The 21,451-nt window shown below is 71.0% G+C and carries 23 protein-coding genes; 5 read left to right on the forward strand and 18 right to left on the reverse strand.

The genetic code is table 11. The features are described 5' to 3' along the window. Positions 1–10 precede the first annotated feature (10 nt). The 11 genes from ACIBG8_RS50455 to miaA form a co-directional block, all read right to left on the reverse strand. Complete coding sequence (locus tag ACIBG8_RS50455; protein ID WP_397350517.1) at positions 11–3,043, reverse strand: 2Fe-2S iron-sulfur cluster-binding protein; 3,033 nt, start codon at positions 3,041–3,043, stop codon at positions 11–13. Beyond that, positions 3,043–3,276, reverse strand: coding sequence for a sarcosine oxidase subunit delta (locus ACIBG8_RS50460; RefSeq protein WP_397350518.1), 234 nt, complete (start codon positions 3,274–3,276; stop codon positions 3,043–3,045). Before ACIBG8_RS50460 ends, ACIBG8_RS50455 begins: the two co-directional genes overlap by 1 nt. Positions 3,277–3,281: 5 nt before the next feature. Next, positions 3,282–4,487: a sarcosine oxidase subunit beta family protein gene (locus ACIBG8_RS50465; protein ID WP_397350519.1), complete on the reverse strand. Its 1,206-nt coding sequence runs from the start codon at positions 4,485–4,487 to the stop codon at positions 3,282–3,284. Further along, positions 4,484–6,838 (reverse strand): FAD-dependent oxidoreductase, encoded by a 2,355-nt coding sequence (locus tag ACIBG8_RS50470; protein ID WP_397350520.1) that lies wholly within the window; start codon positions 6,836–6,838, stop codon positions 4,484–4,486. Before ACIBG8_RS50470 ends, ACIBG8_RS50465 begins: the two co-directional genes overlap by 4 nt. A gap of 85 nt (positions 6,839–6,923) precedes the next feature. Next, positions 6,924–7,358 carry a pyridoxamine 5'-phosphate oxidase family protein gene (locus tag ACIBG8_RS50475; protein ID WP_397350521.1) on the reverse strand — a complete coding sequence of 145 codons (435 nt, stop codon included), beginning with the start codon at positions 7,356–7,358 and terminating at the stop codon, positions 6,924–6,926. A gap of 87 nt (positions 7,359–7,445) precedes the next feature. Next, positions 7,446–7,802: a phosphomannose isomerase type II C-terminal cupin domain gene (locus ACIBG8_RS50480; protein ID WP_397350522.1), complete on the reverse strand. Its 357-nt coding sequence runs from the start codon at positions 7,800–7,802 to the stop codon at positions 7,446–7,448. Positions 7,803–7,841: 39 nt separating this feature from the next. After that, positions 7,842–8,597 (reverse strand): SDR family NAD(P)-dependent oxidoreductase, encoded by a 756-nt coding sequence (locus tag ACIBG8_RS50485; protein WP_397350523.1) that lies wholly within the window; start codon positions 8,595–8,597, stop codon positions 7,842–7,844. Continuing rightward, positions 8,598–10,880, reverse strand: coding sequence for a tetratricopeptide repeat protein (locus ACIBG8_RS50490; protein ID WP_397350524.1), 2,283 nt, complete (start codon positions 10,878–10,880; stop codon positions 8,598–8,600). 148 nt (positions 10,881–11,028) lie between these two features. Continuing rightward, positions 11,029–11,778 (reverse strand): hypothetical protein, encoded by a 750-nt coding sequence (locus ACIBG8_RS50495; RefSeq protein ID WP_397350525.1) that lies wholly within the window; start codon positions 11,776–11,778, stop codon positions 11,029–11,031. Between the two features lie 239 nt (positions 11,779–12,017). Further along, positions 12,018–12,821: a diaminopimelate epimerase gene (gene dapF, locus ACIBG8_RS50500; RefSeq protein WP_397350526.1), complete on the reverse strand. Its 804-nt coding sequence runs from the start codon at positions 12,819–12,821 to the stop codon at positions 12,018–12,020. Further along, positions 12,818–13,711 carry a tRNA (adenosine(37)-N6)-dimethylallyltransferase MiaA gene (miaA, locus tag ACIBG8_RS50505; RefSeq protein WP_397350527.1) on the reverse strand — a complete coding sequence of 298 codons (894 nt, stop codon included), beginning with the start codon at positions 13,709–13,711 and terminating at the stop codon, positions 12,818–12,820. The genes dapF and miaA overlap by 4 nt, the downstream gene beginning before the upstream one ends. A 71-nt stretch (positions 13,712–13,782) precedes the next feature. On the opposite strand from miaA, the gene ACIBG8_RS50510 reads away from it, so the two are divergent. After that, the gene (locus tag ACIBG8_RS50510; RefSeq protein ID WP_397350528.1) at positions 13,783–13,980 is read left to right on the forward strand and encodes an antitoxin; all 198 of its coding nucleotides are present in this window, start codon (positions 13,783–13,785) and stop codon (positions 13,978–13,980) included. 1 nt (position 13,981) lies between these two features. Further along, positions 13,982–14,329 carry an antitoxin gene (locus ACIBG8_RS50515; RefSeq protein WP_397350529.1) on the forward strand — a complete coding sequence of 116 codons (348 nt, stop codon included), beginning with the start codon at positions 13,982–13,984 and terminating at the stop codon, positions 14,327–14,329. Positions 14,330–14,367: 38 nt separating this feature from the next. On the opposite strand, the gene ACIBG8_RS50520 is transcribed toward ACIBG8_RS50515, so the two are convergent. After that, positions 14,368–14,892: a methylated-DNA--[protein]-cysteine S-methyltransferase gene (locus tag ACIBG8_RS50520; RefSeq protein ID WP_397350530.1), complete on the reverse strand. Its 525-nt coding sequence runs from the start codon at positions 14,890–14,892 to the stop codon at positions 14,368–14,370. Between ACIBG8_RS50520 and ACIBG8_RS50525 the strand changes: the two genes are divergently transcribed. Then, on the forward strand, positions 14,891–15,787 hold the full coding sequence (locus tag ACIBG8_RS50525) for a ribonuclease Z (RefSeq protein WP_397350531.1): 897 nt from the start codon (positions 14,891–14,893) through the stop codon (positions 15,785–15,787). The two genes, ACIBG8_RS50520 and ACIBG8_RS50525, sit on opposite strands and share 2 nt — an antisense overlap. Here ACIBG8_RS50525 and ACIBG8_RS50530 read toward each other — a convergent pair. Next, positions 15,784–16,458, reverse strand: a complete 675-nt coding sequence (locus tag ACIBG8_RS50530) for a hypothetical protein (RefSeq protein ID WP_397350532.1) — start codon at positions 16,456–16,458, stop codon at positions 15,784–15,786. The two genes, ACIBG8_RS50525 and ACIBG8_RS50530, sit on opposite strands and share 4 nt — an antisense overlap. A gap of 9 nt (positions 16,459–16,467) precedes the next feature. Beyond that, complete coding sequence (locus ACIBG8_RS50535; protein ID WP_397350533.1) at positions 16,468–16,893, reverse strand: MarR family winged helix-turn-helix transcriptional regulator; 426 nt, start codon at positions 16,891–16,893, stop codon at positions 16,468–16,470. A 42-nt stretch (positions 16,894–16,935) separates the two neighbouring features. Between ACIBG8_RS50535 and ACIBG8_RS50540 the strand changes: the two genes are divergently transcribed. Continuing rightward, positions 16,936–17,322 (forward strand): VOC family protein, encoded by a 387-nt coding sequence (locus tag ACIBG8_RS50540; RefSeq protein WP_397350534.1) that lies wholly within the window; start codon positions 16,936–16,938, stop codon positions 17,320–17,322. A 20-nt stretch (positions 17,323–17,342) separates the two neighbouring features. Here the strand turns inward: ACIBG8_RS50540 and ACIBG8_RS50545 are convergent, their stop codons facing one another. Both ACIBG8_RS50545 and ACIBG8_RS50550 read right to left on the reverse strand, forming a co-directional pair. Next, complete coding sequence (locus ACIBG8_RS50545; RefSeq protein WP_397350535.1) at positions 17,343–18,068, reverse strand: isocitrate lyase/phosphoenolpyruvate mutase family protein; 726 nt, start codon at positions 18,066–18,068, stop codon at positions 17,343–17,345. Between the two features lie 358 nt (positions 18,069–18,426). Then, on the reverse strand, positions 18,427–18,954 hold the full coding sequence (locus tag ACIBG8_RS50550; protein WP_397350536.1) for a hypothetical protein: 528 nt from the start codon (positions 18,952–18,954) through the stop codon (positions 18,427–18,429). Between the two features lie 304 nt (positions 18,955–19,258). On the opposite strand from ACIBG8_RS50550, the gene ACIBG8_RS50555 reads away from it, so the two are divergent. Next, a complete protein-coding gene (locus ACIBG8_RS50555) occupies positions 19,259–19,477 on the forward strand; it encodes a hypothetical protein (RefSeq protein ID WP_397350537.1) in 219 nt (72 codons plus the stop codon). On the opposite strand, the gene ACIBG8_RS50560 is transcribed toward ACIBG8_RS50555, so the two are convergent. Together ACIBG8_RS50560 and ACIBG8_RS50565 are read right to left on the reverse strand one after the other, a co-directional pair. Further along, complete coding sequence (locus ACIBG8_RS50560; protein ID WP_397350538.1) at positions 19,474–20,130, reverse strand: response regulator; 657 nt, start codon at positions 20,128–20,130, stop codon at positions 19,474–19,476. The genes ACIBG8_RS50555 and ACIBG8_RS50560 overlap by 4 nt on opposite strands. Then, entirely contained in the window at positions 20,127–21,299 is a 1,173-nt protein-coding gene (locus tag ACIBG8_RS50565; RefSeq protein WP_397350539.1) for a sensor histidine kinase, read from the reverse strand. The genes ACIBG8_RS50560 and ACIBG8_RS50565 overlap by 4 nt, the downstream gene beginning before the upstream one ends. Positions 21,300–21,451: the final 152 nt, after the last annotated feature.

Consider the following 21,451-nt stretch of genomic DNA (forward strand, 5'->3'; position numbering starts at 1 on the left):
AAGTACCCATTTATCGGTTTAATGCACCGAGAAGCCACTCCGACAGGTAAGACGTGAAGGACGACCGCACGTAGATGCGGAAAGCGTCCTGATCCGTGCGTTCGAGGATCACGCCGGTCTTGGCGAGCAGCGTCTGCACGTGGCCGTCGAGGCGCTCGACGTCGGCGGGGCAGCCGGTGATCAGTACCTCGACGGCGTCGGGGCCGGACAGCTCCAGGACGGTTCGCTGGCCGGACACGTCCACCCAGCCGTCGGCCGCCTGGCCGCCCACGACGAGCCACCACGCTGGGCCGAGCCGCAGGCCGCGCCCGGGGTCCTCGCCGCGCACCTCCCACATGGGCTGGGGCGGCAGCTCGCGCAGCCGGACGCTCTCGTTGGAAGCCTCGGCGAACCTGCTGGCGAACGCCGATGCCGGGCTGATCGCCTGGGCGGGGGAAACCTCCACGGAGACCTGGCCCGCGTCCTCCCCGTCGCGGCGGAGGTTGTCCTTGTCGTAGAAGACCGGCTCGGTGACCGTGACCGGCGTGGAGACGCCGTCGGAGACCGCGACCAGCCGATCGCCGACCACCACGTCCTTCACCAGGGCGAGCGTCGCCCCCGGATAGCTGGACGTCACATGGCCCAGCATCGATCCATCACTGACTACCTGTGCACCCTCAGGCACGACCACGTCCGCCAGCAGGCCGACCATGCGCTTGCGTCCGGTGCGGGCCGTGTCCGGCCTGGCGTGCGACCTCTTGCCGACGTAGTCGGGCTTGCGCTTGGAGACGATCCACGACATCCCGAGGTCCTGCGGGGTGACCGTCCCGTCGGTGTCCTGGCCGACGATCGCGAACCCCTTCTCGGCGCGCAGCACGTGCATGGTCTCCGTGCCGTACGGCACCGCGCCCAGGTCGAGCACGGCCTCCCAGACGGCTCTGCCGTACGCCCAGGGGACGTTGACCTCGAAGGCGAGCTCGCCAGAGAAGCTGATCCTGAACACCCGCCCGGCCACCCCCATGACCGTCGTCTCGGAGAACGTCATGAACGGCAGGTCCACCGCGTCGGGGGCGATCGCGGCGATGATCCGGCGCGCGTGCGGCCCGACGACCGCGACGGTCGCCCAGTGGTCGGTGACCGAGGTGAAGGACACGTCGAGCGACGGCCACTCGGTCTGGTGCCACTCCTCCAGCCAGTCGAGGACGGCCGCCGCGTTGCCCGTGGTGGTCGTCATCAGGAAGCGGTCCTCGGCCAGGCGCGTGGTGACGCCGTCGTCGAACACCATGCCGTCGGCCTTGCACATCAGCCCGTACCTGCACGAGCCGACCGCGAGCGTGGAGAACAGGTTCGTGTAGATCCGGTCCAGGAACTCGGCCGCGTCCCCGCCCCTGATGTCGATCTTGCCCAGGGTGGAGGCGTCCATGGCCGCGACGTCCGTGCGCGCCGCCAGGCACTCGCGCGCCACCGCGTCGTGCATCGACTCGCCGTCCTGCGGGAAGTACCAGGGGCGCTTCCACTGGCCGACGTCCTCGAACAACGCGCCCCTGGCCACGTGGGCGTCGTGCATGGAGGTCGTCCTGATCGGGTCGGACAGCGGCCCCCTGTCCCGCCCCGCGAGCGTGGCGAAGGACACCGGCGCGTACGGCGGGCGGAACGTGGTCGGCCCCGCCTGCGTACCGGTAAGGGCGGAGACCACCCCGGCGACCAGCACGCCGGAGGTCTTGCCCTGGTCCGCACCGGTTCCCGCGGTGGTGTAGCGCTTGATGTGCTCGGCCGAGCGCATGCCGGTGCCCGCCGCCCTGGCCACGTCCGCCACGGTGACGTCCCGGTGCAGGTCCACGAAGGCCTGCTCGGGCGCCCCCTCGACCACCCACAGCCGGGCGGGCGGCCGCAGCTCGTCCTCGTCGCTCCTCGGGACGTGGAACACCTCGCGCTCGCGGATCCCGGCCAGCTCGGCCGCCTGGGAACCGGCGGTGTAGCCGTCGGCGATCGCCTCTGCCGTGCCGTACCAGCCCCTGCAGGCCCCGGCCGACCGCTCGGCCTGGGCGGACAGGTGCGGGACGAAGGCCTGCAGCTCCTCGTCGAACCTGGCCCTGCCCTGCGACTGGCTGAACAGGTGGATCGCCGGGTTCCAGCCGCCCGCGACAGCGAGCAGGTCGGCCTCGACGTGCAGGTCGCCGATGCGGACGCCGGTCAGGACGCCGTCGGCGTCTGCCGTCGTGCCGGTGACGACGCTGCCGTCCACGCGCGGGTCGACGATCTCGGCGATCTCCACGCCCGCTTCCGCGAGGTCCCTGGCTGCTTCGTAGCCGGAGTCCGCGCAGGCGAACACGACGGCGCGGCTGCCGGGGAGCGCGCCGTACCGGTTGGCGTAGGTCCTGGCCGCCGAGGCGAGCATGACGCCGGGCCGGTCATTGCCGGGGAAGGCGATCGACCGTTCGTGCGCGCCGGTGGCCAGCACGACGCGGCGCGCTCTGACGTGCCACAGGCGCTCGCCTCCGCGCGCGCGTCGCTCCACGGCGACGACGTAGTTGTGGTCGTAGTAGCCGATCGCGGTCGTCCTGGTCAGCACGCGCGCCTTCAGCTCCAGCGCGTCCACCCAGTCCAGCGCGGGCGCGCCGTCCAGGCGGACCTTGCTATTGAGCAGGTCGCCGCCGAGCCTGGGCTGGTCGTCCATGAGGATGACCCGCGCGCCGACCTCGCCGGCCGCGTGCGCGGCCGCGAGACCGGCCGGGCCGCCGCCGATCACCAGGACGTCGCAGTGCAGGTAACCCTTGTCGTTGCGGCGATCGTCCACCGCGTCCAGGTCGATGCGGCCCTTGCCGCGCAGGCTCCAGGCCGCCAGCCCGTCGAACAGCTCCACGGTCGTCGCCGCGACCATCGGGTCGGGGCCCACCTTGACCAGGGCGTTCGGCTCCTCGGAACCGGCCGAGAAGACGCCGCGCGGCCGTCCGAGGTCGACGCTGTGCCCGGTGATCCGCACGCCGTTGCGCAGCAGCGCGGCGGCGAGCGTGTCGCCCTCCCGGCCCTGCATCGTGCGGCCGTCGAAGGTGAAGGTCAGCATCACGCCTGCCTGATCTCGTGGGTGACCGTGTGCCGCCGCACGGTGAACCAGACGCGGCAGCCGTGCGCGTGGAACCAGCGCTCGTGGAACCAGCCCTTGGGGTTGTCGCGCATGAACACGTACGCGGCCCACTCCTCGTCTGTGGTGCCCTCGGGGGCGTAGGCGATTCCGGCCTGCCCGCCGTAGGAGAACTCGTTCTCGTCGCGGGGCCCGCAGTGCGGGCAAGTGATCATCAACATCAGTGTGCGACCGCCGCTGCTCCGTGCTCGTCGATGAGCGCGCCTGTGCTGAACCGCTCCAGCGCGAACGGCTCGGCCAGCGGGTGCGGCTCGCCGTTCGCGATCGTGTGCGCGTACACCCAGCCGGAGCCCGGGGTGGCCTTGAAGCCGCCGGTGCCCCAGCCCGCGTTGATGAACAGGTTCTCGACCGGGGTGCGTCCGATGATCGGCGAGGCGTCGGGCGAGACGTCCACGATCCCGGCCCAGGTGCGCAGCACCCGCACCCTGCTGAAGATCGGGAACAGCTCCAGGGCCGCCGCCATCTGCGCCTCGATGACGTGGAAGGCGCCGCGCTGGCCGTAGGAGTTGTAGGAGTCGATGCCCGCGCCCATGACGAGCTCGCCCTTGTGCGCCTGGCTGACGTAGACGTGCACGGCGTTGGACATCACCACGCAGTCGAGCACCTGCTCCAGCAGCTCGGAGACGAGCGCCTGGAGGGGGTGCGACTGGAGGGGCAGCGCGATGCCCGCCTGCTCGGCGAGCACGGAGGTGTGCCCTGCCGAGGCCAGCGCGATCTTCCCGGCTGAGATGGTCCCTCTGTTGGTCTTCACCGCCACGGCTTTGCCGTGCACGATCTCGAAGCCGGTGACCTCGCAGCCCTGGATCAGGTCGACGCCCAGGAGGTCGGCCTGGCGGGCCAGCGCCCACGCGACGTGGTCGTGCTTGGCGATGCCGCCGCGCCGCTGCAGCGTCGCCCCCATGACCGGATATCTCGCGTTGTCAGAGGTGTTGATGATCGGGCAGAACTTCTTGACCTCGTCGGCGTCCAGCCACTCGGCGTCGACGCCGTTGAGCTGGTTGGCGTTCACGCGGCGCCTGCCCTCGCGCACGTCGTGCAGGTTGTGCGCCAGGTTGAGCACGCCGCGCTGGCTGAACTGCAGGTCGTAGTCGAGCTCCTCGCTCAGGCCCTCCCAGAGCTTCAGCGAGTGCTCGTAGATCGCCGCGCTCTCGTCCCAGAGGTAGTTGGAGCGGATGATCGTGGTGTTCCTGGCCATGTTGCCGCCCGCCAGCCAGCCCTTCTCCAGGACGGCGACGTTCGTGATGCCATGATTTTTCGCGAGATAGTAGGCGGTGGCCAGCCCGTGCCCGCCGCCACCCACGATGATCACGTCGTAGGCGGGCTTGGGGTCGGGGTTGCGCCAGAGATGGTCGGGATGCTGGCTCACCGGCGGATCTTCTCCATCTTCGCGTCGAACAGCGGCTCGGCGGCTACCTCGGCGGCAACGCTCCGCCCAAAGTATGAAATATCCAGCTGTGTCCCAGGTGAGGTCAGCTCGAACGGCAGCCAGGCATACGCGATCGGCCGCTGGATCGTGTAGCCGTAGGCCGCGCTGGTCACGTAGCCGACCGTGCGCCCGTCGTGCCTGACCGGCTCCTTGCCCATCACCACCTCGTCGGAGAGCAGCGGGACGAGCTTGCGCGTGATGTCCTTGGTCAGGGCGTCCCTGCCCAGGAAGTCCTTGTCCTCCCGTACGGCGAAGCCCAGCCCGGCCTCGTACGGACCGTGCTCGGGCGTCATGTCCACGCCCCACAGCCGGTAGCCCTTCTCCAGCCGCAGGCTGTTGAACGCCGAGCGCCCACCGGCCGTCACGTGCGGCTGGAACAGCGTGTCCCAGAGCTTCAGCCCCAGGTCGGCGGTGGTGTAGAGCTCCCAGCCGAGCTCGCCCACGTACGACACCCGCATCGCGGTGACCGGCACGTGCCCGACGTACCCCTGCTTGGCGGTGAAGTAGCGGAACCCCTCGTGCGACAGGTCCATGTCGGTGAGCGGCTGCACGAGCTCCCTGGCCTGCGGCCCCCACACGCCGATGCAGCAGGTGCCCGGCGTGATGTCGGTGACGCGCACCCCGGTGGGCGCGTGGCGGCGCAGCCAGTCGAGGTCGAGGTTGCCGTTCGCGCCGACCTGGAACCTGTCCTCGTCGAGCCTGGCCACCGTGAGGTCGGACCTCACGCCGCCCTCGGCGTCGAGCAGCAGCGTGTAGGTGACGGCGCCCGGCTTCTTGTCGACGTTGTTCGTCGTCATGTGCTGCAGGAACGCCACCGCGCCAGGACCCTGGACCTCGATGCGCTTGAGCGGGGTCATGTCGTAGAGGGCGACGCGCTCGCGGGTGGCGTGCGACTCGGCCGCCGCGATCGGCGACCAGTATCGGCTCGCCCAGGCGTCCCTCTTGCCGGTTTCTCCGTACTCCAGCGCGCTGTTGGCCTCGAACCAGTGCGGACGCTCCCACCCGGCGCCCTCCAGGAAGAACGCGCCGAGCTCACGCTGTCTCGCGTGGAAAGGGCTGACCCGCAGCGGGCGCGGCGACTCCATCGGCTGCAGCGGGTGGATGATGTCGTAGACCTCGACGAAGTTCTGCTTGCCCCGCTCCTCGACGAAGGCGGGGGCGAGCTGCACGGGCTCGAACCGGTTGAGCTCACACTCGTGCAGGTCGAAGCTCGACTGGCCGTCGACGAGCACCTCGGCCAGCGCCCTTGCCACACCGGCCGAGTGGGTGACCCAGACGGCCTCCGCGACCCAGAACCCGTCCAGCTGCGGCGCCTGCCCGATCAGCGGGAAGCCGTCGGAGGTGAAGGAGAAGATGCCGTTGATGCCCTCCTCGTACTTCGACTCCCTGAGGGCGGGCAGCAGCTCGCCGGCGTCGCGCCAGGCGGGGTCGAAGTCGTCCTCGGTGAAGGCCTGGACGCTGGGCATCACCGTGCCCTTGGGGCCGATCTCGGCCTGCTTGACGGGCATCGGGCGGTGGGCGTAGGAGCCGACGCCGATGCGGTCGTGGTGCTCGCGGAAGTAGAGGTCGGCGTCCTGGTGGCGCAGGATGGGGGCGTCGCGCGGGGCGCTCTGCACGGAGCCGGACTTCGCGTACTGGTGGGCCAGCGGCAGCAGCGGGATGGTCAGCCCGGCCATCGCGCCGATGCTCGGGCCCCAGAACCCGGCGGCGCAGACCACGACGTCGGCGGGGACGACGTCGCCGCCCTCGACCGCCACGCCGGTGACCCGGCCGCCGCTCTGCTCGATCCCGACGACCTTCTGGTGGGCCAGGAAGACGGCGCCGCGCTCGATCGCCCGGAGCGCCTGCCGCTCACCGCAGGCGACCGCGTTGGCCAGGCCGTCGGTGGGGACGTGGAAGCCGCCGAGGACCTTGGCCCGGTCGAGCATGGGCCATAACTCCAGGCACCGGCCGGGGTCGACGACCTCGCCCGCGACCCCCCAGGACTCCGCCCATCCCTGCCTGCGGTGCAGCTCGGCCAGCCGCTCGGGGGTGGTGGCCACCTCCAGCCCGCCGACCTGGTGGAAGGTGCCCAGCTCCAGGTACTTCTCGACGGTGTAGGTGGCGAACTCGGTCATGGTCTTGGACGGGTTGGTCTGGAACACCAGGCCGGGGGCGTGGGAGCTGGACCCTCCCGCGGCGAAGAGCGGGCCCTGTTCGAGGACGGTGACATCCGTCCATCCGCGAGCGGTGAGCTCGTCGGCCAGAGCGCAGCCGACAATTCCTGCGCCAATGATCACCAGTCGCGGCATGCGCCCTCCGGTTGTTCCTTAATACGCAACACGTACCGGACTACGCAACGAACATAGAGCCCACCCCGCCACCCCGACAAGAGGGCTATTGCTCCTTGGCGAAGTCGTAGGTGCGCCACCGCTCCGGCCGCACCCGCACGGTGATCATCGTGCTCACGAATCCCTTGATCCCGTCGAAGAACCGCGCTCCCGCCTCCTCACCGAGGTAGCGGATCGACCACTCCCGATACTCCTCCGCGTCCGTCGGCTCGTACCCCACGACGTCGCCCTCGATGGCCACGTACCTGTACGGCAGCGCCTCCTGCTGCACCGTGAACCCGACCTTCCCCGCGGCCCTGATCAGCGCCATCTTCTGGCTGTCCGGGCTCGTGGCGAACGTCAGCTCCCCGCCCGGCGCGTAGCCGTACCAGATGGGCACCGACATCGGCGCCCGCCCCTCGGCCCCCGCCACGCTCAGCACCCCGATGTGCGTCCCCGCCAGAAACTGCTCCCGCTCGTCGGCGGTCATCTTCGTCGTCATGCCCGTCACTCTGCCCCGCCCCGCGCACGAAACGCTGGGGGTACGAAAAAGCACCGCCCCCTTTCAAGGGCGGTGCCTCCGTAAGAGCTAGGACCTGCCGTACGAGTCTTCGAGGCGCTCGATGTCGTCCTCGTCGAAGAACCCGAACGCGATCTCCAGGATCCGCGTGGCCGGCCCGGAGGAGCTCAGCCGGTGCGTCTGCCCCGCCTCGATCAACACCCGGTCCCCCACCGCCGGCTCGGTGCGCACGCCGTCGACCTCGAACACGCAGCCCGGGTCGAGCGCCACCCACATCTCCGACCGGTGCTCGTGCCGCTGCAGGCTGAGCCGCTGCCCCGGCGCCACCTCGATGATCTTCACGGTGGACTGCTCGTTGAGGGTGAACCGCTCGAACCCACCCCACGGCCGCTCATCGCGGATCACTGCTTTAAGCCTGTCACTCATAGCCGCAAACCCTCGCACATCCAGATGAACATCGAGAAATCAGGTGATGAGCACTCCGCCGTCCACCGGGAGCGTCACCCCGGTGACGTACGACGACGCGTCGCCGGCCAGGAAGATCGCCGCCGCCACCAGCTCCGTGGCGTCGCCGGGACGCCCCATGGGCACGCGCTCGAGCACCTTCTCCATGTACTCGGGCTTGTACTGGGACGTCATCTCCGAGGCGAAGAAGCCGGGTTCGAGGCAGTTGACCCTGATCCCCCGCCGCCCGGTCCACTGCTGCGCCAGGTCGCGGGTCAGGCCGATGATCGCCGCCTTCGACGCGCTGTAGGCCGCCTGCGGCAGCCCGGCCGTCGTCTCGCCCAGGATGCTGCCGATGTTGACGATCGACGAGCCGGGCTTCATCACCCGCGCGCACGCCTGAGCCATCCAGTAGGTGCCGTGCAGGTTGATGTCGACGACCGCGCGGAACTCCTCCGGCGTCTCGCGCAGAGCGGGTACGGCGGTGCCGACCCCGGCGTTGTTGATCAGCACGTCCACCGAGCCCAGCTCGCGCAGGGCCGTCTCCACGAGCGCCGTGCAGTCGTCCGGCGAGGTCACGTCCGTCGGCACGGCGACGCACCGGCGACCGGTCTCCTCGACCAGCCGCCGCGTCTCCTCCAGCTTGTCCGCGCGCCGGGCGCCGATCGCGACGTCGGCGCCCGCCTCGGCGAGCCCGCGGGCGAACGCCACTCCGAGCCCCGAGGAGGCGCCGGTGACGACGGCGACCTTCCCCTGGAGGCTGAACCTGTCGAGCATCTAGAGCCCGTACTCCTTCACGATGCGCTCGTGGCGCTCGGTCTCGACGCCGACCTCGCGGGCCAGGTCGAGCCAGGCCAGCGGGTGCGACCAGCGCTCGGTGGCGTCGTCGAGCAGCGCGTCGACCTCGACGGCCGACACGTTCGGCGGCACGGCCACCCAGCCGTAGACGCCGGGCAGCTGCTCGCCGCCCGCCGGGTGGGTGACGGTGTAGTTCTCGTCGCTGTAGACCCACATCGGCCAGCCGCGCTCGGCCATGACCTCGGTGAACTCCGCCCAGTCAGACTCCGTCGGCGCGGCGCCGTCGAAGAAGTAGCTGGTGTAGCCGCCGGGACGCAGGATGCGCACGGCCGCGAACGGCGGCACGAAGTTCTGCTGCTCCGCCGGGTCCTCGGGGACGGGCTCCAGCAGCTGCGGGTCGAAGACGACCAGGTCGCCCGCGTTGTAGTCCATGCCGCGCGGCTGCGGCAGCGCCAGCCTGGCGGTGGCCGGGCCGGTGCGGATGCTCAGGACCTGGCGCTGGCCGCCGTCGGGGGCGGGAAGGATGACCCTGATCAGGCCCATCTCCTCCTCGACCGGCCCTTCGGTCGACTGGAGCGGCATGCCGATCTTCTTGGCGCCCTTGCGTACGGTGTCCCAGTCCTCGGCCGAGGTGGCCATGACGACCATGCGCCAGACGTCCTCGTCGAGGATCTCGTCGCTGTCGATCACGTCGAGCAGCGCCTTGGCGCCCTTGACGTTCTCGTCGAGCTGCTGCAGCGAACCGGCGAGCAGGCGGCGCGCCTCGATGCCCGCGCCCGCCTCGACGGCGGACTCGGCCTCGCGCGCGGTGTCCTCCCAGCGCTCGCGGGCGCTGTGCAGCCTGGCCAGGGCCAGGTGCTTGTCGGCGTGCGGCAGGTGACCGGCCATCTGCTCCAGGCGCTCGTCCTGGCGGGCCTCGCTGAGCAGCGTGGTCAGGTAGGCGATGTCGTCCGGATCGGCGTCGGCGATCTTGCCGCTGTCGACCAGCATCTCCCAGTAGATGTCCGCGCCGGTCGACGGGTAGCCGAGGAAGCCGAGCGTGGTGGTGTGGCGCCTGGTCGCCTCGATGTCCTTGCCGGACAGCGGAGCCAGCCAGCCGACCCAGCGCTCGGGGTCGGCGTTGTAGCCGTCGGCCGCGTCGAAGTAGGCGACGCGCTCGTCCACCGGGCCAGGGGCCTCGGGGGCCTCGGTCTCCGCCGCCGCGGCGCGCAGGGCGGCGATGCGCTCGGGCAGGCCGTCGCTCACGCGCAGCTCCGCCGTACCGGACTCGGCCAGGTCGGCCAGGAGCTCGGCCTGCCAGACGCCCTTCCTGGCGATGGCCAGGTCGCCGGCGACGAGCGCCAGCTCGACCCGGGCGCGCCAGGCGCCCATCATGCCGAAGTAGTCGACCCACTGGCGCAGGATGCGGCCCAGCTGCCAGGTGTTGGTGATCTGCGAGGACGCGGCGAGCTTGCTGACCGCCTGCGACCACTCGACGAAGACCCGCGGGTGCTCGCCGACGACGTCGAGGTCGGGCAGGGCGTCGACGGCTTCCGCCGTACGGCCCAGCGTGGCCAGGATGAGCGCCCTGCGCACGCCGTCGCGGTGCGGCTTGGCCACCGGGTCGTCTGACCTGAAGTCGGCGGCCGCCTGGATCGCGGTGAGCGCGGCGTCGGCGCGGCCTGCGGTGAGCAGGGCGCGGGCGCTCTCGGCGCCGAGCTCCCAGCTCGCCTCGCGGCCCGCGCCGCGCAGGCGCTCGACGGCGGACTCGGCGTAGGCCACGGCCTCGTCGGCCCGGCCCGCGTCCACGAGCGCGGAGACGTACTGCGTCACCAGGCCGCAGAAGGCGGGGTTGTCCGGCTGGACGGCGTCGATGGCCGGGCCCAGCTTCGCCAGCCGGTCGGCGGCGTAGCCGGGACCGTCGGCGTTGGCCTGGGCGACCGCCAGGGCCTCGACGGCGGCCGGGGCCGCCGGGCAGTCACGGACCTCTTCGCTCTGGGCGAACGCGAGCAGGCCCTCGGCGTCGCCGATCGCCACCGCGCCCTGCGCGCGGTCGCCCACGCGGCCGATCAGGTGCCAGTAGCGGGCATAGAACTCGAGCCACGGCAACTGAAGGGACTTCCCCTGCTCGGCGATGGCTGGTGCCATCACGTCGAGCTGCGGATATCTCCCCTCGTATGCCTGCGCGGGCAGATCGCCCAGCGCCATGGCGAGCCCGGCGTTACCCGCCTCAGAGAGCTGCTGCTGGGTTTCGCCGACCCACGCCCAGATGTCCACGTCCATGGGCAGTCAGTCTGCCAGGTCAACCGGCATGCCCCAAACGCCGCGAGGGAGCGTCGGTCTCTGGACCGAGGAACGCGGGGAGCGAAGCGACCGGAGTGACGAGGGAAGAGATCGACTCAAAGCGACCGAGCAGCGGCGCGAAGCGACGTTAAAGGCGGAGCAGGCTTATGAGCTCGTCCGATTCCCCCTCGTTCAGGACGGAGAATGCGGGGATCATGAGTTTGTCCGTCTGCTCCTCGACCCGCTGCCTGCGTTCCACGGCTTCCCGGCTCGGGGTGGCGTACGGTTCCGGCCAGGTGAAGAACCTGGCGACCATCTCGCCCGTCGCGACGTCGCTGAGCGGGGTGCCCAGGTGGTCGGCGGCGAGCGTGGCCTCCAGCGGGTCGAGGCCCTCGGCGACGACGACCGCCGCGTGCAGGCCGCCGCGCAGCTCCCTCACCACGTGCAGCAGCTGTGCCGCCCTGCCTGGGCCGTCCCCCTTGGGCAGCGGTACGGCACGCCAGCCCGCGAACAGGGGTGCGCCGATCGACGACGCGTTCTCCACGACGGGTTCCAGCAGGTCGGCGATGCGCTCGATGCCGGGGTGGGCGGCGAGGTTGCGCCTGCCCCAGGCCTGGCACGCCTGGGCGTACATCTCGACGGCCTCGGTGGTCGGGAGGCGCCTGCCGCCGTCCCAGCTCTCCTTGACGTGCTGGGGCGGGAAGAACACCGCGACCGAGGTGACGACGTCGGCGTCGACCTCGCCGAGGACGCCGAAGCGGCCTCTGAAGTACATCTCGCGTGGGCCCAGGCCGGTCTGGTCGCAGAGCGCCTTGATCTCGCGGGAGATCATCCAGCGGCCGCCTAGCTTGCCGATGGGACCTTTGACTGCGGCGGCGGTGGTACGTGGGTCAGCCATGGGCCCACGATCCCCTACTAGAACAACATTCGGCAACCCGCCCCCGCGAAGACCCGCCCTTGGGGCCCGCCCCCCGTAATCGCACCCGTCCCTTTGGACCGCGCCCCCGCAGTGGTGACCGTCCTTTTCGGGGCCGACCTCTTCATGGGGTGACCCTCTTTTGGGACCCGACCCCTATGAAGGGGTGACCCCTCAGGGAGGGGACGGCCCCACAGAGGGCTCCCCTTGTCTTGGGGTCGTCAGAGGGTGAGGTCGCCTGAGGCGACGATCACGGCCGGGCCTGTGAGGTAGCTGGTGTCCTCGTCCAACGTCACCTGCAGCGTCCCGCCCGGCACCTCCACCGTCCACACGCCCGTCGTCTCACCGGAAAGGTGCGCGGCCGCCACCGCGGTCGCCACCGTCCCGGTGCCGCACGACCGGGTCTCCCCCGAGCCGCGCTCGAACACCCGCATCACCGCCCGCCGCTCCCCCACCGCGTTGAGCAGCTCGATGTTCACCCCGCTCGGAAACACCGCAGGGTCGAAGGCAGGCTGATGGCTGAGGTCGAGCTGCGCGACAGGATCCCCGATCACGCACGCCAGATGCGGGTTCCCCATGTCCACGTGCAACCCGGTGTACTCCCGCCCGGCCACCGTCGTCGTGCTCTCGCCGTGAACGACCGGCTTGCCCATCTCGACCGTGATGTCCCCGGAGGTGTACCGCACCCGCCGCACCCCGCCCCGCGTGGCGACGGCGAACTCGGCGGAGTCGACGAGCCCTGCCGACACCAGGTAGCGGGCGAAGACCCGAGACCCGTTGCCGCACATCTCAGCCACGCTGCCGTCGGAGTTGCGGTAGTCCATGAACCACTCCGCCTCCCCCGCCTGCTCGGCCACCTCAGGACTGAGCTTGGTACGGACCACCCGCAGCACCCCGTCGGCCCCGATGCCCGCCCGCCGGTCGCAGACCGCGGCCACGAAGGTGGCAGGCAGGTCGAGCTCGCCATCGGGATCAGGCAGGATGACGAAGTCGTTCTCGGTGCCGTGCCCCTTCAGAAACCTCATGGCACAACCCTATCGAGCGTCTGCCGGAGCAGGTCGGGCGCGTCGAACGGCAGCCAGATCACCCGCGGATCCCGCCTGAACCACGACTCCTGCCGACGCGCGAACCGCCTGGTGGCCCGCACGGTCTCCTCCATCGCCTGCTCCTCGCTCCACTCCCCCGACAGGAACCGCAGCACCTGCGCGTAGCCGAGCGCCCGGCTCGCCGTACGCCCCTCGGCCAGGCCCTGGTCGAGCAGGGCTCGCACCTCGCCGACCAGCCCGGCGGCCCACATCCGCTCCACGCGCAGCGAGATGCGTTCGTCCAGGAGCGGGCGCGGCACCTCGACGCCGATCTGCACGTTGGGGACGACGCTGTCGTAGGAGGGCATCGTCGCGGAGAACGGCCGCCCGGTCAGCTCGATCACCTCGAGCGCGCGCACGATCCTGCGCCCGTTGCTCGGCAGGATCGACGCGGCCGCCACCGGGTCGAGCCGCTCCAGCCGCTCGAAGAGGGCAGCGGGCCCGGAGTCCGCGAGCTCCGCCTCCAGGCGCTCCCTGATCTCGGGGGAGGTTCCGGGGAACTCCAGGTGGTCGAGAGCCGCCCGGACGTACAGCCCGGAACCCCCCACGAGGACCGGCACGGTGATCTCCGCGAGCAGCGGGCGGACCAGCCGCTGGTACTCCGCGACGGAGGCCGTAACCGTCACATCCCAGATGTCCAGAAGGTGGTGCGGGACCCCGCGACGCTCGGAAAGGTCGAGTTTGGCCGTTCCGATGTCCATACCTCGGTAAAGCTGCATGGAGTCGGTATTGATGCACTCCCCACCTAGTTGAAGCGCCACATCCACGGCGAGATCGGACTTTCCGGCCGCGGTCGGACCCACGACGGCGATGACTGGCTGCTGACCCACACGGATAAGTGTGTCAACTGCTTGGGTATGAATGTGCCGACGACGCTCATGGCGTCGGATCGGGGGGTTTGATGTCGATATTCGACAAGGTCAAGGACCTGCTCGGAGACAACGCCGACAAGGCCAAGCAGGGCATCGACAAGGCTGCCGACCTTGCCAAGGACAAGACCGGCGGCAAGTACGACGAGCACATCGACACCGCGGCCGGAAAGGCCAAGGAGATGGCCGACAAGCTGGACGGCCAGCAGAACAAAGCATCGGGGGAATGACATGTCGATCTTCGACAAGGTCAAGGAGATGTTCAGCGGCGCCGACGAGAAGCTGCAGAACATCCCTGAGCAGGCCAAGAACGCCGCGGAAGACGCCATGGGGAAGGCGAAGGACGCGGCGGGAGACGCGGCGGACACCGCCCAGAACGCGGCCGGGGACGCCAAGGACCAGGCCGGCGGAATGCTCGACGGCCTGCGCGACAAGGCTGAGGACATGGCCAAGGACGGCATCGACAAGGCGTCGGGGGCGGTGGACAGCGCCACGGGTGGCAAGTTCACCGAGCACATCGACAAGGGCGCCGACATGGCCAAGGACGCCGCCGACAAGATCGACGGCAAAGAGGGCTGAGCTGGGGGGCCGCGGGGAACGCCCCGCGGCCCGCTCGCTCACAGGTCCAGGAGTGACGGCTGCAGATAGCCCTCGTGGGTGAGCAGCCAGCGCTTCGTCTCCACGCCGACGCCACCGCTGAACCCGCCGAGCCCGTTGCCCGCGACCACCCGGTGGCACGGCACGACGATCGGGATCGGGTTGGCGCCCATGATCGCGCCGATGCCGCGGGCAGGCACGCTCGATTCCGCCTTCCTGGCCAGCTCGCCGTACGTGACGACCTTGCCGTACGGCACGCGGTGCAACGCCTGCAGCACCTGGCGCTGCACCGGGCTGGTCAGCCGCCAGTCCACCGGCGTCTCGAAGGCGCGCAGCCGTTCGGCGAAATAATCCAGGAGCTCGCGCACGGCGAAAGCCGTACGATCCGGGTCATGAATTTCCGTCGCACCGAGCGCCTTGACCAGGCGAGCCTTGGTCTCCGCGTCATATCGCCAGCCGGTCGCGGCCAGGCCGTCCTCGGTGACGGCCAGCAGGAATGCGCCGACGGGCGTGGGAACCTCGGCGAAAGCGACGGTGCTCATCATGTCCTCGCGTGAACTCGTCGTGCTCGGCACCTCCAGCGCGGTACCTACCCGACACCGTAACCACAATGGGTACCTTCTGCGCTGGGATGGGCAAGCCCTGCTTTTCGACCCGGGCGAGGGCACGCAGCGCCAGCTGGTGCACGCCGGGGTGAGCTCCAGCGAGATCCACTGGCTGTGCGTCACGCACTTCCACGGCGACCACTGCCTCGGCGTGCCCGGTGTGGTCATGCGCATCGCCCGCGACCGCGTCACGCATCCGGTCAAAGCGGTCTATCCCGCGTCCGGCGAGGTCTTCTGGCGCAGGCTCAGGCACGCGGCCGCCTTCAACGACACCTCGGTCATCGCCGAGCACCCGGTCGAGGGCGAGGTGGCGCATCTTGGACCGCTGACGGCGCGCCGCCTGTCCCACCCGGTCGAGTCGTACGGCTACCGCCTGCAAGAACCCGACGGGCGCCGGATGCTGCCCGCCAAGCTCAAGGCGCACGGGATCAGCGGGCCTGAGGTCGGCGAGCTGCAGCGCACCGGGCAGGTGCGGGGCATCACGCTGGAGGAGTGCAGCGAGCACAAACCCGGGCAGAGCGCGGCGTTCATCATGGACACCCGCATCTGCGACGCCGTCTTCGATCTCGCTCTGGGCGTGGACCTGCTGGTGATCGAGTCGACGTTCCTGTCGCCCGAGGCGGGGCTGGCCAAGGAGCACGGTCACCTGACCGCGTTCGAGGCGGGTCAGGTCGCGGCGGAGTGCGGGGTACGGCGGTTGGTGCTGGCGCACTTCTCCGAGCGGTACGGCTTCGACGACGAGCCGCTCTTCCTGGAGGAGGTCAGACGCAGCTTCTCCGGCGAGGTGTTCCTGGCCAGAGACTTCATGACCATCCCCGTGCCACGCCGCCTCTAGCTCCAGGTCGCGACGAAGTAGCCCACGCCGTAGGGTGCGACGTCGGCGAGGAGCCGTCCCGTGAAGGGGCGCTCCGCCGCCGCACCGGCCAGCACCTGCAGCGCCGCACGCCCCCCGACCCACAACCCGGCCGCCTCCACCGGGTCGAGCCCGGCGAGGGCCTGCGGGTCCGCACCCCCCAGCGCGCGGGCGATCAGGTCGTTGTACGGCTGGGCCGCCTCGTCGAGGTAGCCGGGCGCCTTCTCGGTCAGGCAGGCGGACCCGTCGCCCATGACCAGCATCGCCACCCGCCGATCCGCCACCAGCCCGGCCCCCAGCGCCAGACACGCGTCGGCAGCGGCGTCCTCGGCGATCGCCTGATAAGTCGCCCGCGGTGCCCCGTCCCCGAGGAGCCAGGCGCCGACCGTCAGCGAGAGCGGCAGCACCGGCTCACCGTCGCCGACGCGCACGTCCACCCCCCAGGGGCGCAGCGACCCGCCGGGCCGCTCGCCGTACGCCCGGGTGGCCGGACCCCCACCGACGACCACCAGCAGGTCGTGGTCGGTGGCCAGCAGGGCGTCGACCGCGGCGCCGCAGGCGGCGCGCAGGTCGTCGAGCTCGGCCGCCGCCGCCCCGGCCAGCTCGGGCACGATCAACGGAGGGTGAGGGCACACGGCCACGACAGCAAGCACCCAGCCAGGCTATAGCGCGTCGTGCACACGCCCGAGCAGCGTGTGGAGCTGAGCGCGTTCCTCGCCGTTCAAGGGCGACAACAAAGCGTCCTGTACGGCTCGCGCCCGCGCGGTCAGCGCCTCCAGCGTGTCGGCGCCCGCGGCCGTGAGCGTGACCACGGTGCGGCGACGGTCGGCGGGGTCGCGGGTACGGTCGACGCCACCGTCCAGCTCGTCGAGCACCTTGACCATGTCGCTGGGGTCGATGCCGAGCCTGGACGACAGCTCCCGCTGCGTCTGCGGGCCGAAGTCGGCGAGCGCGGCCAGGACGGCCATGTGCCACAGCCGCAGCCCGTCCCCGGCCAGCTCGGCCGCCAGCCGCCCGCGCGCGGCCTTGCCCGTGCGGGACAGCAGGTAGGTGGTGAGCGCCAGGAGGCTGGGTGGCAAATCGTCCATGGTTCCCTATTATAGGTGTCGACCAATGATTGGAGTACACCCATGGATGCGTTGCACCCGCGGCTGCTCGTGACCGCCTTCGCCGAGACGTTCCGCTTCTATGACGCCGTGCTGCCCGCGTTGTTCGGCGCGGTGCGTGCGCAGGGCGGTGAGGAGGGGCCCTACGCGCACTGGGACGTCGGCGACGAGGGCCTCCTGACCCTCATGGACCGCAGGGGGATGGCCGGGCTGACGGGCGGCGAGGTGAGCGGCGACCGTTCCATGAACGTGTGCCGCGTGCCCGACGTCGACAAGGCCTACGACCTGTGCCTGCGCCACGGCGCCAAGCCGGTCGCGGCGCCGGTGGACCGGCCGGAGTGGGGTCCCAACCTGCGCACCGCCCACCTGCGCGACCCGGAAGGGAACCTCCTGGAACTGCAGTCCTACTGATAGGGGCAACGGCCCTCGATCTAGTAGGGGCTGCGGCCCTCGGCGACCGCGGCGATCAGGCTGACGGCGTAGTGGTGCGCCGCCCGGTGCAGGCCGCCGCCGTAGCTGACCCTGGCCACGCCGAGCTCTGCCAGGTCGGCCAGGTCGGGGGTGCCTGGGCGGAACAGGATGTTCACCGGGCCCGGCACCTCGGCGACGAACGCGGCGACCTCCTCGCGCTCTCCCAGGGTGATCGGGTACACGCAGTCGGCCCCTGCCTCCAGGTACGCCTTGGCACGGGCGACGGCGTCGGCGCGCTCCCTGGTTCCGCGCACGTAGGTGTCGACCCTGGCGTTGATCACCAACGCGTCGCCCGCCGCCTGCCGTACCGCGGCCAGGTAGTCGGCCTGGCGGTGGACGTCGACCATGGCGTCGGCGGTCGAGTCCTCCAGGTTGCAGCCGACGGCGCCGGTCGCCAGCAGCCGCTCGACCAGCTCGGCCGGGTCGAGACCATAGCCGCGCTCCAGGTCGGCGGTGACCGGGACGTCGACGGACCTGGCCATCCTGGCGACGGCGGCGAGCATCTCCGCGACCGGCGTTCCCTCGCCGTCGTCGTAGCCGAGCACCTCGGCGACCGCGTGGCTGCCGGAGGCGACGGCGGGGAACCCGGCCTCCTGTACGGCTCGCGCGGAGGCGGCGTCCCAGGCGTTGGGCAGGATGAGCGGCTTTCCGGGGATATGCAGGGATCGAAGGGTCTCAGCAGTCATGCCATCGACCCTACGGACGGACCTCCACCCTCAGAAGGTCCAATCCCAACAGGAAACCTGACACGCCTCCGGGCCGTTCCCCCGGACGGTCGTCTCTCCGAAGGGTCGTCTCGTCGGACGGTCATCTCTCCGGACGGTCATCCGGGCGGTCGTCCGGTCGTCCGGGCGGTCGTCCGTCCGGTCGTCCGTCCGTCCGGTCGTCCGTCCGTCCGGTCGTTCGTCCGGGCGGTCGTTCGTCCGGGCGGTCGTTCGTCCGGGCGGTCGTTCGTCCGGGCGGTCGTTCGTCCGGGCGGGCGGGCGGCCGTTCGTCCGGGCGGCCGTTCCTGCGGGAGGAACGGCCCTTCGGGGGCGGGGTGGGTCAGCAGCCTGCCGTGGAGCACTGGCCGGAGAGCTCGCCTGCCGGGCCGTCAGCCGGGTTGTCGGCCGCCGGGGGCGGGGTGGCGGTGCCGGACGGCTTGTTGGTGTTGCCCGCGGAGCCCTTGTCGGTGGGCTTGGTGGTCGGCTTGATGTCGCCACCCGTAGTGGTGTCACCGCCGGTCGTGGTGTCGCCACCCGTGGTGGTGTCGCCGCCTGTCGCGGTGTCGCCGCCGCCGGTCGTGGTGTCGTCGCCGGTCGTCGCGTCGCCGTCGGTCGCGTCGCCGTCAGCGACGTCGCCGTTGGTGGCGTCGTGCTCCGCGGGCTGGTCGGCGGCATCGGAGGTGGGCGCGGGGGACTGCTGGGTGGCGGCCGGGGTCTTGCCCGCCCCGGCCATCACGTAGCCGACGCCACCGGCCGCGAGCACCGCCACCAGCGCGGAGGCGGCGATGATCGTCACCTTCTTGCGTGACTGGCGAGGGGGCTTGGGGTCGTCGGCCGGGCCGGAAAGGATCTCCTGGCGGTCGGACATGTGAAACAGCTCCTGCGGTCGTTTCGGGGGGAAAGCACACCGGCTTCCGCGGGCGATGGACCACACTAGCCGCAGAAGTGGAATGCCCGCACACCAATCACGAAGGAATCACGACTTGTCGCCCCTCGACCCCATTCGTGCAGGTAGGCGGAATCGGGTGGCTCCCGTGGCAGGCGTGGCCGCGATCCTCGCCACCGCGGGCCTTGGCATCGCGCTCGCATTCACCGCCATTCCCGAACCGGAAAGCCCACCTACCATCCAGAAAAATCCCGTATTAACGCCTAGCCCGACGCGGCTCGATCCGATGGACCCCTCCTGGGTCGCGCCAGTACCGGGCCGCCCGTGGGTCGCCCTCGTCCGCCCACCCGTCGTCTCCGCCACCCCCGCCACCCCCGCCGTCCCCGCGAAGGTCGCGCGCCGGACGAACCCCTCTCAACCACCCAAGGGCCACGACCCGTGCGCGACGTTCAAGGACTTCCGCCGCGACTACTGCTACCAGGTGCTCGAGGACCTGACCCGCTAGAGGTCCGACGGGGAGACCAGCCCCGTGGCGTAGGCGAGGACGACCGCCTGGACGCGGTCGCGCAGGCCCAGCTTGGACAGGATCCTCGCCACGTGCGTCTTCACCGTCGTCGGGCTCAGAACCAGCCGCTCCGCCAGCTCGGCGTTGCTCAACCCGGTGGCCAGCAGCCGCAGCACCTCCAGCTCACGGGGCGTCAGCTCCGACAGGTCCCGGTGCACCGCCACCGTGACCTCGTCCTCCCGCCGCGCGAACCGCTCGATCAGCCGCCGCGTGATCGTCGGCGCCAGCAGCGCGTCCCCCGTGCGCACCAGCCGCACGGCGGCCACCAGGTGCTCGGGCGTGACGTCCTTGAGCAGGAACCCGCTGGCCCCGGCGGTGATGGCCGCGTAGACGTACTGGTCGACGTCGTAGGTCGTCAGGATGAGCACGCGCGTGGCGACGCCGGACGCCATGATCTGCCGCGTCGCCTCCAGCCCGTCCATGCGCGGCATGCGGATGTCCATGAGCACGAGGTCCGGCCTGGTCCGCCGTACCTCGGCAACGGCCTCGACCCCGTCAGCCGCCTCGGCCACCACCTCGATCCCGTCGGCGGCGAGGATCATGCCGAACCCGCTGCGCACCAGCGCCTGGTCATCGGCGACGACCACCCTCATGCGGACTCCCACGGCAGCCGCGCCCTGGTCCGGTACCCGTCGCGAGAGGGCCCCGCCTCCAGGGTCCCGCCGTAGAGGGCGAGCCGCTCGCGCAGCCCGATCAGCCCGCGCCCCTCCCCCTCGCCGCGCCTGGCCCGCCCGCCCGCGTCCGAGACGTCGATCTCCAGCCACCCCCCGGCATGCCCGATCACCACAGTGGCGGACGCGCCGCCCCCGTGCTTGAGGGTGTTGGTCAGCGCCTCCTGCACGACCCGGTACGCGGTCAGCTCCACCCCGGGCGACAGCGCGGCAGGAACGTCGATCTCGGCGCTGACCGGCACCCCGGCGGCGCGCACCCGGTCGATCAGCGCGTCGAGCTGCCCGAGCCCCGGCTGCGGCTCCAGGCCGTCCGCCCGGGTGTCGGCCCGGTCGCTGTCCGGACCCGCGAGCAGCCCCATGACGTGCCGCAGCTCGGCCATGGCCGCCCGCCCGCTGGCCTCGACGGCGAGCATGGCCTGCTTCGACCGGTCGGGCGCCGCGTCCATCACCTTGCGCGCCGCCCCCGCCTGGATCACCATCACGTTCACATTGTGGGTGACCACGTCGTGCAGCTCGGCGGCGATCCTGGCCCGCTCTCCCTCGACGGCCCTGCGCGTGGCCTCCTCCTGGGCGAGCTGCACCCCGGCGAGCCGCTGCCGCCAGTAGCGCACGCCACCGGCTGCCACCCCCGCCGTCAGCAGCACCACGAACGGCCCCATCCAGCTCGGCAGGTCGGCGGCCGCGTCCTTGAACGCGACACCGGCCAGTACGGTCGCCAGCACGAGGCAGCCGATCGCGACCGGCCGGTGCCTGCTGTGGAGCACGGCGCTGTAGGCGGCGACGGCGCAGGCCAGCACGGTGATCCAGGTCGCGTGGTCGTGCGTGGCCAGCGCGGCGAGCAGCACCGCCCAGAAGGCCGCCAGCGGAAAGTACCGGCGGGCGGCCAGCGGCAACGTCGTGAGCATCACCAGAAGGGGAAGGGGATCCTGGTCCACGGGGATGTCACGCACCAGCGACGGCGGCGCCGGGACCAGCGAGCGCACCAGCCCCGAGTCCGAGCCGCCCACGGTGGCCGCGGTGGCCGCGACGGCGAGGGCGGTCAGGACGATCGCCAGCACCAGGTCCGCCACGAGGGCACGTCGCAGTCTCACGCACGCATTGTCCCGTCCGTCCCGTATCTCCCGCGTCAGCCGCAGTGACTACATCGCAGGGACGACACCCGCCGCGATGTCGCCATCCAGGCCGACGCGCCCCGGCAGGGGCCGCTCCTAGCGTCGTTCCCGCCAACAGACGTCGACTGGAA

It is taken from the genome of Nonomuraea sp. NPDC050556, from assembly GCF_044457355.1.
Lineage (GTDB): Bacteria > Actinomycetota > Actinomycetes > Streptosporangiales > Streptosporangiaceae > Nonomuraea.